General features: G+C 36.5%; 16 protein-coding genes. 14 read left to right on the top strand and 2 right to left on the bottom strand.

What is annotated here, in order from left to right; genetic code table 11:
• Nucleotides 1-78 precede the first annotated feature (78 nt).
• The 4 genes from WC639_02400 to WC639_02385 all read left to right on the top strand — a co-directional run bounded on the left by WC639_02400 (nt 79) and on the right by WC639_02385 (nt 6,808).
• Entirely contained in the window at nt 79-2,850 is a 2,772-nt protein-coding gene (locus WC639_02400) for a hypothetical protein (GenBank protein ID MFA6306627.1), read from the top strand.
• Complete coding sequence (locus tag WC639_02395) at nt 2,847-3,275, top strand: hypothetical protein (GenBank protein MFA6306626.1); 429 nt, start codon at nt 2,847-2,849, stop codon at nt 3,273-3,275. Before WC639_02400 ends, WC639_02395 begins: the two co-directional genes overlap by 4 nt.
• A 90-nt stretch (nt 3,276-3,365) precedes the next feature.
• Nucleotides 3,366-6,062 (top strand): TaqI-like C-terminal specificity domain-containing protein, encoded by a 2,697-nt coding sequence (locus tag WC639_02390; GenBank protein ID MFA6306625.1) that lies wholly within the window; start codon nt 3,366-3,368, stop codon nt 6,060-6,062.
• A complete protein-coding gene (locus WC639_02385; GenBank protein MFA6306624.1) occupies nt 6,062-6,808 on the top strand; it encodes a hypothetical protein in 747 nt (248 codons plus the stop codon). Before WC639_02390 ends, WC639_02385 begins: the two co-directional genes overlap by 1 nt.
• A gap of 37 nt (nt 6,809-6,845) precedes the next feature.
• On the opposite strand, the gene WC639_02380 is transcribed toward WC639_02385, so the two are convergent.
• Nucleotides 6,846-7,085 carry a DUF2188 domain-containing protein gene (locus WC639_02380; protein ID MFA6306623.1) on the bottom strand — a complete coding sequence of 80 codons (240 nt, stop codon included), beginning with the start codon at nt 7,083-7,085 and terminating at the stop codon, nt 6,846-6,848.
• Between the two features lie 264 nt (nt 7,086-7,349).
• On the opposite strand from WC639_02380, the gene WC639_02375 reads away from it, so the two are divergent.
• The 8 genes from WC639_02375 (at nt 7,350) to WC639_02340 (ending at nt 12,884) form a co-directional block, all read left to right on the top strand.
• Complete coding sequence (locus WC639_02375) at nt 7,350-8,084, top strand: S24 family peptidase (protein MFA6306622.1); 735 nt, start codon at nt 7,350-7,352, stop codon at nt 8,082-8,084.
• 2 nt (nt 8,085-8,086) lie between these two features.
• Entirely contained in the window at nt 8,087-8,428 is a 342-nt protein-coding gene (locus tag WC639_02370; protein MFA6306621.1) for a type II toxin-antitoxin system PemK/MazF family toxin, read from the top strand.
• 14 nt (nt 8,429-8,442) lie between these two features.
• Nucleotides 8,443-9,936 carry a TM0106 family RecB-like putative nuclease gene (locus WC639_02365; protein MFA6306620.1) on the top strand — a complete coding sequence of 498 codons (1,494 nt, stop codon included), beginning with the start codon at nt 8,443-8,445 and terminating at the stop codon, nt 9,934-9,936.
• A gap of 64 nt (nt 9,937-10,000) precedes the next feature.
• Nucleotides 10,001-10,813: a DNA damage-inducible protein D gene (dinD, locus tag WC639_02360; GenBank protein ID MFA6306619.1), complete on the top strand. Its 813-nt coding sequence runs from the start codon at nt 10,001-10,003 to the stop codon at nt 10,811-10,813.
• A gap of 89 nt (nt 10,814-10,902) precedes the next feature.
• Entirely contained in the window at nt 10,903-11,283 is a 381-nt protein-coding gene (locus tag WC639_02355) for a helix-turn-helix transcriptional regulator (protein ID MFA6306618.1), read from the top strand.
• Between the two features lie 4 nt (nt 11,284-11,287).
• Nucleotides 11,288-11,902 (top strand): ImmA/IrrE family metallo-endopeptidase, encoded by a 615-nt coding sequence (locus WC639_02350; GenBank protein ID MFA6306617.1) that lies wholly within the window; start codon nt 11,288-11,290, stop codon nt 11,900-11,902.
• Nucleotides 11,903-12,009: 107 nt separating this feature from the next.
• On the top strand, nt 12,010-12,357 hold the full coding sequence (locus tag WC639_02345) for a nucleotide pyrophosphohydrolase (GenBank protein MFA6306616.1): 348 nt from the start codon (nt 12,010-12,012) through the stop codon (nt 12,355-12,357).
• A 350-nt stretch (nt 12,358-12,707) separates the two neighbouring features.
• The gene (locus WC639_02340) at nt 12,708-12,884 is read left to right on the top strand and encodes a hypothetical protein (protein ID MFA6306615.1); all 177 of its coding nucleotides are present in this window, start codon (nt 12,708-12,710) and stop codon (nt 12,882-12,884) included.
• A 125-nt stretch (nt 12,885-13,009) separates the two neighbouring features.
• Here WC639_02340 and WC639_02335 read toward each other — a convergent pair whose 3' ends face one another.
• Nucleotides 13,010-14,479, bottom strand: a complete 1,470-nt coding sequence (locus tag WC639_02335; protein MFA6306614.1) for a RelA/SpoT family protein — start codon at nt 14,477-14,479, stop codon at nt 13,010-13,012.
• 85 nt (nt 14,480-14,564) lie between these two features.
• Between WC639_02335 and WC639_02330 the strand changes: the two genes are divergently transcribed.
• Nucleotides 14,565-16,295: an Ig-like domain-containing protein gene (locus WC639_02330; protein ID MFA6306613.1), complete on the top strand. Its 1,731-nt coding sequence runs from the start codon at nt 14,565-14,567 to the stop codon at nt 16,293-16,295.
• Nucleotides 16,296-16,377: 82 nt separating this feature from the next.
• The gene (locus tag WC639_02325; GenBank protein MFA6306612.1) at nt 16,378-16,707 is read left to right on the top strand and encodes a GIY-YIG nuclease family protein; all 330 of its coding nucleotides are present in this window, start codon (nt 16,378-16,380) and stop codon (nt 16,705-16,707) included.
• Nucleotides 16,708-16,748 lie beyond the last annotated feature (41 nt).

Here is a 16,748-nt window from a genome sequence, read left to right as displayed (position 1 = left end):
TCGGGGGTGTTTTTTTGTGTTGGACGAGGAAATAAATTATGCTATAATTAAAGCATAATAATTTTTATTAATTATTTTATGCCAAGGAGGATTTTTTTATTTATCATGCCGATATTTATTTTGGCATGGTTTTTTGTTTTCGCACAAAATGCTAAAGCGGCTGAAATGACTGTTGATACGGTTTGGAATAAAGGCGAGGTAAGAGTGATAGACGACGGCGGTTTAGCGGTTATGTCGGGCGTGAAGTTAACGATTGAGGCCGGGGTAATAATTAAACTGGCGCCTAATAACATGATTTTAGTCATGGGAGAATTGGATATTAGAGGCAGTTCGGCCGAGCCGGTAGTTATAACTTCACTAAAAGACGATAGCGCGGGTGGAGATACTAACGGTGATGGCGCCGCGACTATGCCGGCGCCGGGCGATTGGTATGGCATATCGGTAAATGATCCAGGCGCCATAATTAAGATTGATTATGCCAAAATCAGCTACGGCGGGTCGTATGATGGCAGTCCGGTTTATTTATTAGATATTAATCAGGGCGCGGAATTCAAGCTTAGCCATAGTTCGGTTATCAATAATAACGGTTATATCGCGGTCGGCCAGGCGCCGGACGTTAGAATAAATTATTCCAATATTTATAATCCTGATTTTTGCCTTGATCAAGATCCTTTAGACATGGGCATTAATATGATTTATTGCGGCGGCGCCGGCATAATAAATATGGGCGCTAATCTAATTGACGCGGTGAGTAATTATTGGGGGCATGAAAACGGACCGACCGTGTCGGAGCAAGTTAGCGGATCAGAGGATATAAAAGGCACGATGATCGGCGGCAATATCAGCTATCAGCCGTTTTTAACCGAGCCTTGGGTGCCGGAAGAAGAACCAGCTGAACTTAATCCGGTAATTTTAGTGCCCGGGATTATGGGGAGCTGGGAGGTTAATGGCAGATGGGAATTAGATCCAATTTTACATACATACGATAATCTCTGGCAGGCGTTAAAATATGCAGGTTACGAGGAAGGTAAAAATTTGTTCGCTTTTCCGTATGAATGGCGGCAGGATAATACTTTAAGCGCTTATCAGCTAAAGCAGAAAATTAACGAAGTAAAAAGCATTTGCGATTGCGATAAAGTTGATATTGTAGCTCATAGCATGGGCGGATTAGTCGCGCGGGCTTATGCGGAAAGCGATTATTATGGCGGCGACATAGATCAATTAGTATTTTTAGGCACACCGCATAAAGGATCGCCGGAAAGTTATTTAAAATGGGAAGGCGCCACAGGCTTTGAGGGTTTTAAAGCTAAAATATCAGAATTAGTATTTACACAAGAAGCTCATGCTAGAGGTTATAATTCACTTTTTAATTATATACAAGATTATGTAAAATCAGTTGGACAGTTATTGCCGGATTATGCATATTTACAAAATTTAGAAGAAGCTAATTTTAGAATTTACGACAAAGTCAATTATCCAAATAATTATCCGTATAATACATTTTTAGAAAATATTAATTCATTGGATAAAATAAATCAGTTTACCAATAGCGGCATAAAAATAATGAATTTTATTGGTGATACGGGCGACAACACTATTAATGCCATTAAAGTAAGTTCGGGTGAGCCATATTGGCCCATGTGGGAAAATGGTTATGCCGAAGAATCAATCAGATTAGCTGGTGATGGTTCAGTATCCGAATTAAGCTCTTCTATGTTTTCGCCCGTTAAGATTAATAATTCCGAGCATGAAAGTTTGCCTAGTAAAGCACAAAAACAGGTAATAGAATATTTAACCGGTAATTTACCCGTAGTAGAAATTAATGATAATAAAATACCCAATATATTATTAGCATTTAGAATTTTTTCTCCGGCTGATTTCGTGATAGTGGCGCCGGATGGTAAAAGGCTGGGCAAGGATTTTTTAAGCGGCCAAGCGGTTAATGAAATTCCGGGTGCGTTTTATTCCGGTTTTGAGACTGACGCTGAATTCGCGGTTATCTCTGATCCCATAGAAGGGGAATACAAAATGGAATTACAAGGCACGGGGCAGGGAGAATATAAATTAAGCGCTAGCTTAATAGATAATAATAATCAAATTGATCAGGAATTTAGCGGCAATATTCAGCCAGATATGCAAAGAGATTTTACTATAGAATATATAGCCGTGTCGGAAAATCCTCTAAGCGATTTAGAGCCGGTAGATACTATTTCGCCGGTTGTCACTATTAATAAGCCGGTAGAAGATGATAAATATTTACGTAGCGATAATTTAGTTATAGATTATAGCGCCATGGACGATTTTTCCGGTATTGCCACTACAATCATAATGATTGATGGTCAAGCGGTGGACACGACTACAGTTGATTTATTTGACTATGCCTTGGGTCAGCATAATTTAATTATTCAAGCCATAGATAAAGCCGGCAATCAAGCGCAAACGCAGATAAATTTTGAAATTGTCGCCGATATAAATAGTACTATCAGCGATATTGAAGAAATATATGGCCGAGGCTGGCTTAAAGGCAGAATTTATAAGCCATTATTAATCAGCGCGTTTAAACTTTTAAAAATAGAAGCTAAATATTTTGATAAAGAGCAGGATTTAATTGAAAAATTGATCAGGAAAACGCAGGATGACGAAAGATTAACAGATAAGCAAAAGCAGAAATTAATTGAACAGTATGATAAAAAATTGGATAACCTAAAGAAAAATAGAGCTAAGGCCATTGATCGCAGCTTAGACATAATAGAAAAATTATTAAATACGGCTAAAAAGCAAAACCAGATTAATCTGCGGGGATATGATATAATAATAAGTGATATTAATTATTTAAGAGAAAATTTATGAATCAAAAATTAAAAAATGTTTTGATTATTTTGTCAGTTTATGTCGGTTCTGTTATTTTAGCGTTAATTTTAGCTCCAATAGGCGGATATTTGCATATTAATTTATTGAATGCCCATTGTGGTGGCGGATTATTTTTATTAGAAATGGGAGATAAGGGTTGCAACTATGAGGGGTTTATTTATTTTTATATTTTTTGGCTGGCAATTTTTGCTTTTTCATTATTAAAACAAAAGACCGCCTGGGCAGTCTATATAATTGGTACGGTATTATTTTGGATTGGCATTATTTTAATTATTGCAACAGAAAATTTAAGATATTTAAAAAATGAAGATATCGGCAGTTTGATAATAATGATTTGTTTTTTCGCAGTTGGTTGGCTTTTAGCCCAAGGTGGATTGCTGGTTTATAAGAAATTCAAAAAATAATTAATTCCGCATAAAAACACCGCTTTAGCCGCGGTGTTTTTGTATTTTAACAAAGTTGAAATATTAGCGGAGAAATGATAGAGTAAAAACATGAATAAACAAGAAGCTAAAAAACAAATTGAGCGGCTGGTAAATAAATTCACCGCCTTAACCGAGGCTGAATTTAAGAAGAAAAACGAGTCAATGACTTGTAAGGATTTTATTTTGCCTTTATTTCAGGCTTTGGGCTGGGATGTTTATAATAATATATCCAATCATGAAGTTACTTCGGAAACGCAGGTTTCCGGCGGGCGCGCCGATTACGCCTTTCATGTTAATGACGTCATTAAATTTTTTGTTGAGGCTAAAAAACCAAGCGTGGATTTAAGGGAAGCTAAGCATGGCGAGCAAGCCATTTCTTATGCCTGGCATAAAAGCGTGCCTTGGGCGATTTTAACTGATTTTGAAGGTATAAAAGTTTATAACGCCGAATGGGACGAGTCGGACGCGGAGAGAAGCTTGATTTTTGAAATAAATTATAAAGATTATTTAAAAGACGAAAAGCTTTGGTGGTTGTCTAAAGAGTCAATGCTAAAAGGCGATTTAGACAAATACGCGGAAGCCAATTTTAAAAAACCAAAAAAAGAAGCGGTAGATAAATTATTAGCCGATGATTTGGTAAAATGGCGGTCGTTGCTGTTTAAAGATTTAAAAGGCTGGAACGGGGATAAAAAATTAAGCGATAAGCAAATTGCCGAGAGCGTGCAAAGGCTTTTGGACAGGCTGATTTTTATCAGGACGACCGAAGACAGAAAAATTGAAGGCGAAAAGTTAAGGGAAATCGTTAGAAATTGGGAAGATGGCAAAGGCAAATTAAATTTGGCTGATGAAATGAAGAAATTATTTAGGGATTATAATGACGGCTATAACAGCAAATTATTTTTACCGGCTATTTGCGATACGCTTATATATGAAGATGAGCTATTGGCAAGAATTATTAAAGAATTATATAAAAACACCAAAGGCATCCGTTATGATTTCGCTTCTATCAACGCCGATATTTTAGGCAGTATTTATGAGCAATATTTAGGGCAGATTCAGCAGGAAGAAAAAGATAAAAAATCAGGCAAAAGAAAATCACAGGGCATCTATTATACTCCGAGATATATCGTGGATTACATCGTAAAAAATACTTTGGGCGAATTATTAAAAGGTAAGTCAGGTTTTGAGGCAGGGAAAATTAAAATTTTAGATCCGGCTTGCGGTTCGGGCTCGTTTTTAATTAAAGCCTTTGAAGTTTTAGATAACCATATTAAAAGAGAAAATAATGAGCTTGACGCGGATATTATGAAAAATTATGCCAGAAAAGTAAGTATTTTAACTTCAAATATTTATGGCGTGGATTTAGATCAGGAAGCCGTAGAAATCGCTCAATTGAATTTATTATTAAAAGTCTTAGGGCAAAGAGAGCTTTTGCCTAATTTAGCCCATAATATAGAAAACGGCAATTCTTTGATTTCGGGCAAAGAAGAGGAATTAAAAAAATATTTCGGTGAAAATTATAAAGAAAAAAAGCCGTTTAATTGGCAGAAAAAATTTGAACCGGTTTTTAAACAAGGAGGTTTTGACGTGATAATCGGTAATCCGCCATGGGGTGCAGAAATTATTAAAGAAGAAAAGGATTATTATAAAGAATATTTTATAGCAGGTAGTGGCATCGTAGATACCTTTGCTTTATTCATAGAGAAGTCTTTTAATTTATTAAAAGAAGATGGTTTTTTAGGGCTTATATTGCCTGATATTATTTTGTTAAAAAATTATCCATTGATTAGAAAGATAATTTTAGATAATTTTATTATAACCAATATTTATTATACTGGAATGGCTTTCGCGGGGGTAAACTTAGATTCCGTAGTAATGATTTTAAGAAAAGAAAAAGTCAAAATAAAAAGAGATAGCAATTTAATGAATGTTATAGTTAATAGTGAAAATAAAAAAATTAAACAGATTATATTTTTAGAAAATAAAGATAATAAATTTAACTTATATTTTGATGATAATATATTAAAATTAAAACAAAAACTAGACGATGTTTCTGCAAATTTAGGAAAAAATTTTGAGATACACGAAGGAATCCATTCTGGTAATGTAAGAAAAAAATTATTTATTGATTCTTCAAGCTCAGAACTTTGTAAGAAGTTATTATTTAAAGGGAATGAAATTAATAGATATTCAAAAAAATGGGCGGGTAAATATGTCATATATGATAAAAAAATAATTGATAGAGATAAAAAGGAGTATGCTAATTTGGGCAGAGAGGAATATTTTGTTAATAAAAAAATATTAGTGAGAAGAACTGGAGATAGAATTATAGCTTCGATTGACGAAGAAAACTTTTATGCGAGCAATAATTTTTTCGTTTTATATAAAAATTTAGAAAATCAGATTAGCTTGAAATATGTTTTAGCAATTTTAAATTCTTTATTAGGTACATGGTATTTTTTAGCCATACAACCGCGCAAAGGAAAATTATTCGCAGAAATTAAGATAAATCATTTAAAAGAAATACCGATTTATAAGATAGATTTTAAGAAAAAAAATGAAAAAGCCAAACACGATGAATTAGTGAAATTAGTTGACAAAATGTTGGAAAAAAATAAAGAACTGCAAAAATTAGACCCGATTATGGACGATAAAGAATATAATGGGGTAAAAGAAGAAATTGAAAAGACGGATAAAGAAATTGATAAAAAAGTTTATGAGCTGTATGGGTTGACGGGAGAGGAGATTAATATTATTAAAAAATAATGAGTCAAGAATTTAACACGATAATTTCATATATAAAAAATATAGAGGGTCGTTATTTTAAGGCACTCTCCGCTTTTCATATATTTGAAACACTTATTGAATTAGTTGATCCCAGTGCAGTTGAGCAAGACACATTGGAAAAGAATAAGAAGATTATAGAAAAAGATTTTAGTAGTTTTTTTCTCCCTTTAAAAGAAGCTCTGCGTGTTTATTTCTTTTTAGAGCTTGCTAAGTTTTTTGATATTGCCGATAATTCACTCCATGTTACGAAGATAATTAACTATACGCAAAGTAATATAGCCAAATTATCTGTAAGTGACTTCGCAGAATATAGCCAAGGGCAAGATCCAAATTTTATCGCTATGCTTATTAGAGAATATAAGGGCGTAAAATATGAAGATATATTAGCAATCCAATCTGACATTGAGAAAAATAAGGAAATTATTAAACGACTAAAAACTTATCGCGATCAATATCTCGCTCACGATGATATAAAAAAAGATGAAATAAATATAACCGGCGAGGAAATTAGGAAACTTTTTAATATTATTGAAAAGATAATAGATATGTTTTTATCGAAATTAATTTCTACTAATATAATATATGATAATGCGAAGATAGATACTAAAGATAAAACAAAAATGGTTGTAGATTATTTGAAAAGATTTGAAGTTTATCGATTAAAAGAAATTAATGAGTTGTATGGACTGGGGGAGGAGGAGATAAGGGCGGTAGAGGGAAAATAAAAACAGGAAGCTTTGAGCTTCCTGTTTTTGATGATTATTAACCTTTGGATTCAGAAGGGTCTTTGCTGCGAGGGTATGTCCTTTCTTCTTGGAATATGTGGTTTTCTTTTTGAATCTTTACTGATCCACCATTGTTCCCAAGCAAATCTTTCATAACCCCACCCTCTAAGGCTTCACCCTTAGTGTCGAAGTTTTTCAGAACTCTGTTTGTCATATCGTTTCTAAGTTGCCACACATCTTTTTCGTCATTCAGACTAAGTGTAAATTTCGGTAACATAAGTATAAATTAATTATTATTCCCCAAAAATTGAGAATGTGCTATCCTTTAATTATTAAGAGCGTTTGTGCGGATAATCGGCCGCACATTTTCAAGCGGGTAAGGCCTTTATTGGTCTAACCCGTTTTGATTTTTAAGGGTTATTTATTATTTTAGCAAAAATAGAAATAGCCGTCAAGAGACTTGACGAGTAATTATAAAAAACTTGACAAAACATTGTTCTTAGTCTATAATGTGGATAAGTATAAATAATCATAAAATTTTATGCATTTGCATCCCATACAAGAAAAACTATTAAAAATCGTTTCTAAGATTAATATGGAAAAAATGAGCCTTAGAGATATTGGCTTATTGGTTGACGAAAGCCATCCGCAAAAAATCAGCCATCATTTAAGCCAATTAGAGAAAAAGGGATTTATTGAAATAGATAAAAAAACCGGTGAAGCGCGATTAATTAATTCGGAAATAAAACAGGGCGTTAGCGAGATCGTGGCCGTGCCGATTTACGGCGGAGCCGATTGCGGCGAAGCTAAAATTATTGCCGAGGAAAATTTAGAAGGCTATTTGAGAATATCGCGGCGCTTAATCGGCAAGGTAAAAAATATTTTCGCAGTACGCGCTCAAGGGCCGTCAATGAACCGCGCCAAAGTTAATGGGGTACAGACAATAGAAGATGGCGATTATGTTTTAGTTGATCCTGATAATAAAAATCCCCGTAATGGCGACTATGTGCTATCGGTTATTGAAGGATGTGCCAATATTAAAAAGTTTTTTTGGGATAAAAGGGAGGATCAAATCGCGCTGGTTTCCGAATCATCGGAAAATTTTAAACCAATTTATATTCATGCTGACGATAATTATATGATTAATGGTTTAATAAAAAATGTAATTAAAACTTCTTCGTTTGAAGACATGCAGGATGCCGCCGGCCGCGACGCGCTTAAAGCTTTAGGTTCAATTTCGGAAGCGGCAGCTAATTATTATAAAAATCTTAAGTAAATATGAAAAAGGGGGAAATCTGGTTGATTAAATTGGCCGAAGAAAAAAGCGTTGGGCACGAATATTATAACGACCGTCCGGCGCTTATTATTATGGCTAATAATTTAATTACCGCCGTTAATTTAGTTACGATTATGCCGTTATCTTCTTCCGGTAATCGTCATAGAGATGATATTTTTATCAAAAAAGACGTTAGCAATAGATTATATGAAGATTCAATTATAAAAGTACATCACATAATTAGCTATGATAAATTAAGGTTTATTCATAAAATAGGGGAGGTAAATATAAAAATTATTAAAGAAGTCGAAAGTTATCTTAAGAAACACTTTGGAATTATCTAAACAAATAAAAATAAATGTCCATAACCGCTTCAAAGCTATATAATTATCTCCAATGTCCACATCGGGTGTGGCGGGATGTTTGGGGTCCGCAAGAGGAGAAAATTAAAGAAACTAATCCGTTCGTTCAATTGCTTTGGGATCGGGGCGTCCAGCATGAAAAGAAAGTGGTCAGCAAGCTGGGTGGGTTTACGGATTTAAGTAAAATTGGATTTGATCGGGCCGCTGATTTAGCTATGGAAGCTATGAAGCGCGGTGATGAATTAATATATCAGGGAGTTTTAAAAGGCGAGAATTTAATGGGCATACCAGACTTATTAAGAAAACAATCCGATGGTAATTATTTGCCAATTGATATTAAGGCTGGATTGGGCTATGAGGGGGAGAGCGAAGATGGCGAAGGCAGGCTAAAAAAGCATTACGCCGTGCAATTATGCGTTTACGCTGGATTATTAAAAGAAAAAGGATTTGCCAAAAACAATATAGGTTTGATTATTGATATAAACGAAAAAGAAGCGGAATATAAATTAGATGATAAGATGGGTGTTCGCAGTCCCGAGACTTGGTGGGAAGCGTATGAAGAAATAAAAGAAGAGGCGGATGCGCTAATAAAGAATAAAAAGCAGAATTTACCGGCCAGTTCGGCTATTTGCAAATTGTGCCCTTGGTATTTAAGCTGTAAAAAGTGGTGTAAGGAAAGTGACGACTTAACCAATATATTTTATTTGGGACGAAGCAAGCGAGATGTTATTGTTGAACAGCTAGGGGTTAATAGCGTAAAAGATATCGCACAATTAGATATCGCGGTTATCGCGGCGCGGAAAAAGGCTAATAAAAAGTTTTTACCGGGCGTGGGCGAGAAAACAATTGAAAAAATAATTATTCGAGCCAATATCGTTGCCAATACTAAAAAACCGGTTATTTATGAGCATCTTAATTTGCCCGAAGTTTCCACGGAATTATTTTTTGATATTGAAGCCGACCCGACGCAAAATTTAGTCTATCTTCACGGCGTGTATGAAAGAAAAAACGGTAAAGAAAGGTTTTTAAGCTTCGTAGCCGAAAGCAATACGGCAGAAGGTGAAAAAATTGCCTGGCAAAAATTTTGGGATTACATCAGAACTTTACCGAAAGATGACTTCGCGGTTTATTATTATTCGCCTTATGAAAAGACGGTTTATAAAAAAATGCGCCAGACATACCCAGAAGTCGTGAGCGAAGACGAGCTGGAAGACTTTTTCGCGCGGGAGAAGACTATTGATTTATATATGGATATAATTTATAAGCACACCGATTGGCCACTAGGGAGTTATTCTATAAAAGAGATTGCCGTCTATCTGGGATTCAAATGGCGGGACGAAACGCCCTCCGGCGCTTTATCAATACAATGGTATAATGAATATTTAAAAACCAAAGATGAAAAAATATTAAAAAGAATTTTGGAATATAATGAAGATGATTGCAAGGCCACTATGGTTTTAAAAGATTTTTTGGTTAAGAATAATATTTAAATTATTGAATTTCGTATTTTGTTCGTATATAATTATAAATAGATTTTAATGAAATACTAATAATATGAGTAAAAATCAATTTGAAGATATTAAACGGCTTGATAATAATGGCAAGGGATATTGGTCGTCGCGCGACTTAGCTAAAGTTCTGGAATACACGGATTATCGCAATTTTCTCGGAGTTATAGAAAGGGCGAAAATTGCCTGCGGGAATAGCGGTGAGGTTATCCACAACCATTTCGTTGAAGCTAACGAAATGGTTAAGATTGGGTCAGGAGCGGAAAAACCCGTGGAAATCATATATCTTTCCCGTTACGCTTGTTATCTTGTCATGCAAAATTCAGATCCGACAAAAGTCGTAGTCGCCAAAGGGCAGACCTATTTTGCCATCCAAACCCGCCGGCAGGAAAAGACGGATAATTTAATTGAGGATAATAAGCGCGTATTTTTGCGAGAGCAGATGAAAAAACACAATGTAAGCTTAACCCAGGCGGCCTCAATCGCCGGTGTAGAAAATTACGCGATTTTTCAAAATTACGGCTACAGAGGGCTTTACGGCGGCCTTACCATGCAAGACATCCATAATCGCAAGAATCTTAAAAAGACACAGCATATTCTTGACCATATGGGCAGTGAAGAGTTGGCGGCCAATCTGTTTCGCGCCACGCAGGCCGACGCTAAAATCAGGCGAGAAAATATTAAAGGAGAGACAAGCGCTAATCTGGCCCATTATGAAGTCGGCCAAAAAGTCAGAAACACCATTCAGGGTTTGGGCGGCACTATGCCGGAGAATTTACCTACGCCGGACGGCATCGGCAAAGCGCATACCAGGGTAAAGAAGGCTGAAAAAGTAAGAAAAATTAAAAGTGGTAAATAAGTAAAACAATTTGACAATATTTTTAAGTGTGGTAAAATAATACCACACTTATTTAATATTAATTAAAAAACTAGAGAGGTGGTGAATCAATGAAAAAAAATCTACAAAAATTCGGCGAATTGTTAAAAAATTTAAGAATTGAAAAAAACCTTAGCCTAAGGGAAATATGTAAATTAGCCGATTATGATCCTAGTAATTGGAGTAAAATTGAAAGAGGAAAAATGGCTCCGCCTTCGGATAAAAATACTCTCATAAAGTGGACTAAAATATTTGGATTATTACCAAATAAAAAAGAACTGAATGATTTTATTGACTGCGCTGCGATCGCTCAAGGCATCATACCGGAAGATATACTTTCCGACGCAGATACAGTTAAACTTCTGCCGGCGTTTTTTCGGACTATGAGAGACGAGAAGCCGACCAAGCGAGAAATAGAGGCGTTATTTAAGCTAATAAAAAATAATAAATAAAAAAATGAATTTTCAGAGCGTTAAAGTGCCCTTTCTAACCAAGGGAGAAATTTCCGATGCCGCCGAGCTATTTAGAAAAAAATATTGGAACGACATAATTCCGGTGGATATAGAAAAAATAATCAGTGTTAATTTAAGGATGGATATTATATTCAAGCCAGGCCTATTTAAATTGTTTAATATTGATGCTTATATAACTTCGTCTTGGCAACAGATTTGCGTAGATTATGATTTATTTGAAGCAGATAAAAATAATAATAGATTAAGATTTTCATATGCCCATGAAATCGGCCATTTGGCGTTGCATAAAAATTTATATGAACAATTTGGAATTAGCGATGCCGATGATTTTAACAGGTTTTATGATGAAATACCGGGAGATCAATACCATTTTATGGAAACACAAGCGCATATTTTTGCCAATTTTTTATTAATTCCTCGGGGTCAATTATATGAAATTAGAAAAAAAGTGATTAATCAATTTATTTCTGAAGATCAAATTAAAATAACTGAAATAGACCCAAAAATTCTTAATCAATATTTAGCCAGACCGATAGCAAAATATTTTGGCGTTAGCTCCGCGCCGGTTGAAATAGCTTTGCTAGATTTAAACAGATAATAGATAATTGATAATATAAAAATTATTAAAGAAGTTGAAAATTATATAAAAAAGCATTTTGGTTTAATCTAAGATAAATAAGATATAATTTAAATAAGTTATAAAATATGTCTGATATCAATGAGTTAACAAAAAAGGTTATAAAATTTCGCGATGAAAGAGACTGGAAACAGTTTCACAATCCAAAAGACATGGCTATATCTTTAGCGTTGGAAGCGGCGGAGGTTTTAGAGCATTTTCAATGGAAAAATAAGCAAGAAATGGAAAAGTATGTAAAAACAAATAAAAATGAAATAGCCGACGAATTGGCAGATGTTTTGTATTGGGTTTTACTAATGTCGCATGATTTAAATATTAATATTAGCTTGGCTTTGCCAAAAAAACTTATTGAAACAGCCAGGAGATATCCGATTGAAAAAGCCAAAGGAAAACATACCAAGCATAATAAGTTATAGATATGCGCCTATATTCCGGCGCTAGGAAATAATTTATTAAGGATGCCAATAAAACTCCATCGTTTTAAGCTAATGGCTCAAATGGTGGAAATGAGCCAATGGGCGAGTAGGCATGAGCCATAAGAGCCGGCTGTTTTAGCCGCAGTTCTGTCTCCGGGCGCAGCGCAGATTACGCGATAGGCATCTCCGGTTTTGTTTGAAATTTATCTCTAAAATTAGGCCGGATTATAATTGACAAACAGCAAAATTTAGACTATTGTTTAGTTATTAATTTATGGATTTTGTCCTTTAAAATTTATAATAAAAAATTAGAATTGGGCTAATAAAATAATCTTTAGGAGGAGGTGCTTATGGGAGATTTAGAAGAACGTTTTTTTTCGGAAAAGGGAAAAACGTTAATAACTGCAGATGACGAAAATGCGGCAGAAATTTGCGAAGTTTTAAAAAAGGGCATAACAAGGGGGCAATTTATCCAAAGAGGAGGCATGCCCAGTAATTATTTATTCAGTTTGGATTTAGTTTACTAGTCCTGTTCATTCTTTCGCGGGAGGCCGTATAAAGCCTCCCGCGCCCATTTCTAATTTTTTATTAAGTGCTTTTTAATTTTAAAAACAAAACCCCCGCTTATCGCGAGGGTTTTTTTATTATTTTTCTATTTTATCTTCGGTATGAATTTTTTAATATTATCCATCATGGTGGATTTTAAATTTTGCTTGATTTTATTTCTGGCCGTGGCGGTTTTAACGAATTTAAGCCAGTCGCGGCTCGGGCCTTGGCGTTTTTTCTCCGTGGTTATTTCCACCAAGTCGCCATTTTTTAATTCCTGGTCTAAGGTGGCGATTCTATCGTTGACCCTGGCGCCGACCGCCTGGTTGCCGATATCCGAATGGACGTAATAAGCGAAATCAATCGGCGTGGCTCCTTCCGGCAAGTCAAAAACATCGCCTTTAGGCGTAAAAATAAAAATCCGGTCGCGGAAAACATCAAATTTTATCTGCTTGATAAAATCAGCCGTGTCCGCGGTTTCTTTTTGGATATGCAAAACTTCCTTTACCCAGTCCGGCTGTTTTTTTGAATCGTTTTTATGGCCGCCGTCCATTTTATAAGACCAATGGGCGGCGATGCCGTATTTGGCCACGTCATCCATTTCTTCGGTTCTGATTTGAAATTCCGTTGATTTGCCTTCCGGGCCGTAGACAGTGGTATGCAGAGCCCGATAGCCGTTAGGCTTTGGCACGGCGATATAATCTTTAAACCGGCCGGGGTTAGGCCGCCACAAAGAATGAATTATGCCTAAAGTTTTATAGCAATTAGCAACGTCAGGCACGATAACGCGCAAAGCGAAAACATCGTAAATTTCGTCAAATTTCCGGTCTTTTTTCTGCAGTTTAAGATAAATGCTGTAAAGGTGCTTAAAACGGCTGATAATATGGAAAGGAATTTTTGCTTCTTTAAGTTTCGCGCCCAGCATATTTTTTACTCTTTGAATATATTGGTTATGCTCAAGCCTTTTTTCTACCTCAAATTTATAAGCCAGTTTTTTATACTCTTCCGGGTTTAGGTGCTTAAAGCAGATATCTTCCATCTGCCATTTTAACCGCCAGATGCCTAAAAGTCCGGCGATTGGAGCGTAAATTTCCAAAGTCTCGCGGGCGATGCGCTGGCGTTTTTCCAAAGGCAGAGATTCCAATGTCCTTAGGTTATGCAGGCGGTCGGCGAATTTTATTAAAATAACCCTTAGGTCTTGCGCCATGGCTAAAAACATTTTGCGCAAGCTTTCGCGGTAGCGTTCAATGCCGCGGTATTTTATCTTGCTTAATTTAGTTATGCCTTCCACCAGATCAGCGATCTCTTTGCCGAAGTTTTTTTCAATATCGGCCAGCGTAAATTCGGTATCTTCGGGAATATCATGGAGCAGGCCGGCGATTATGGTTTCCATATCGGCTTTAATCTGCACTAAAACGAAAGCCGTATGCAAAGAGTGCTGAATATAGGGTTCGCCGCTTTTTCTTTTTTGCCCGGAATGGGCTTTAACGGCGAATTCATAAGCCAGCTGGATCATAGTGGGGTCAGCCTTGGGGTTATTCTCCTTAAAGTTGTTGATGATTTGATTTATGGTCATGATTGTTTGCTTTTGCTATTTTGTTTATGTTATAATATTATTACAAGACTGTGCAAAAGTCAAAGTTTTTAAATTCATTTTTTCCATGCTAAAAACCAAAAAAATTAATAGGCTTTATAAAATAGCCGGCATATGTTTATTTATGCTCTTGGCTATTTTTTTATTGGCGAATTTCGCCTTGGCCGCGGCCGGGCCTGAAGTCGGCTTAAACTATGCCGAAGGCACGGGCTTAAGCAACTCCCAGGATATTAGAGTAATTATCGCCAGAATTATCAGGATTTTTATCGGCTTTTTAGGCATTATCGCCGTTAGCTTAATAATGTATGCCGGCTGGATTTGGATGACTTCTGAAGGCAATGAAGAAAAAATAACGCAAGCGAAAAAAATATTGCAAAACGCGGTTATCGGCTTAATAATTATTTTGTCGGCTTTCGCCATTGTAAGTTTTATTTTAAATAGGCTGACGGGCGCGGCCGGCGGCAATGTTCCCGTGCCTCCGGGCGGAGGCGGAGGCGGCGGAATTTCGGCTTTGGGTTCAGGCATAATCAATTCCCATTATCCCGGGCGCAACCAAAAAGATATTCCCAGGAACACAAAAATCGCGGTTACTTTTAAAGAGGCGATTGATCCGGCGACGATTATAGTTGACAATAAAATCAATCAGCAAAATATTAAAATTTATAAAACCGTGGACGGCGTGGCCGGCGCGGTTACTTTTGACGTTAGCGCGGTAAAAACCGATGACAATAAAACTTTTGTTTTTAAGCCATCGCAATATTTAGGTTCGCCCACGGAAAAGATTTGGTACTCGGTCGGCTTAGGTAAAAACATAAAAAAGGTCAACGGCGATCCGGCTTTTGGCTCCGTCATCGGCGATATTGCTTATGACTGGATGTTTGAAGTCGGCACGTTTATTGATATCACGCCGCCGAAAGTTGAGAGCATTATTCCCCAGCCCAGCGCTACCGAGCCGAGAAACGTGGTCGTGCAGATAAATTTTTCCGAAGCGGTTGATCCGATTTCGGCCAGCGGAGCTTTTAGAGACGGCAGCGGTTTTGAAAATATTAAGATTTTTAATAACACGGACAATGTTATAATTGAAGGCATTTTTTACATTTCCAACCAGTATGAAACCGTGGAATATTTGACTTTTGACGCTTGCGGCGTTAATTCCTGCGGCCAGACGATTTATTGCCTGCCCGGCGATAAGCAAATTAAGGCCTTTATCAATGCCGCGGCTTTTGACCCTGATATCGCTTCGGCCATTTTCCCCTATAACGGCGTAGTTGATATGGCGGATAATTCGTTTGACGGCAATGGCGACGGCACGGCGGTTGGGCCAGAGTCGCAAAGTGCTTTACCGCCTTATAACGCCAATAGCCAAACCCATGACGGCCAAGGCGATGATTACTATTGGCTGTTTAATACTAATAATACGATTGATATCATACCGCCAAAAATAGATCATATCAGCCCGCCGGTCGGCGGCAGCGGAGTGGATTTATCCGCCGTGCCGGAAGCTACTTTTAGTAAATTGCTGATGAGCTCGTCCTTAAACAGTTCAAGCATAAATTTAAGAAGCGCGGGCGCTGGCTATAACTATTGGATAACCAAAAGCGATAATTTTGCCGACAATAAAACTACCGCTAAAGTTAATCATGATCAGTTTAATGAAAATACTGATTATTCGGTAGAGTTGAATTCCGGCGTTAAGGATATTTACCAGAATTGCTATACGCCCTGTTCCGGACTAGGGGTAAACGGCAATCCGTCTTGTTGCGACGGCGCGGCGAGCAGTAATAGCAGCTGCCAGTAAGGATTAGCTGTCATTGCGAGAAAGCCAATTTCTTTGTCATTCCCGCGCAGGCGGGAATCCAGGCGCGAATGAAATGAATGCTATGTATAATACAACTAAGAAAGCCCATATTTATTATGTTTATATACTGGCGAGCAAAAGAAACGGCACATTATATATCGGAGTAACCAAAGATTTATTCAATAGAAGTTTTCAACATAAATTAAAACAAAATCCTCAAAGTTTCACGGCTAAATATTTATCCCCGGAGGGGGATAAAATTGATAAATTAATATATTTTGAAGAATATCAATATATTCAAGACGCTATATTAAGAGAAAAACAATTGAAAAAATGGAATCGGCAATGGAAAATAAATTTAATAGAAAAAGACAACCCAACCTGGTACGATTTATTTCTTGATATGCTATAAATATTAATTATGCGTTTAACCCCTGGATTCCCGACAGCCTG

This window comes from Patescibacteria group bacterium (assembly GCA_041662965.1).
Lineage (GTDB): Bacteria > Patescibacteriota > Patescibacteriia > Patescibacteriales > GWC2-42-12 > JACPHD01.
This window is presented reverse-complemented; position numbering and strand designations above follow the sequence as displayed.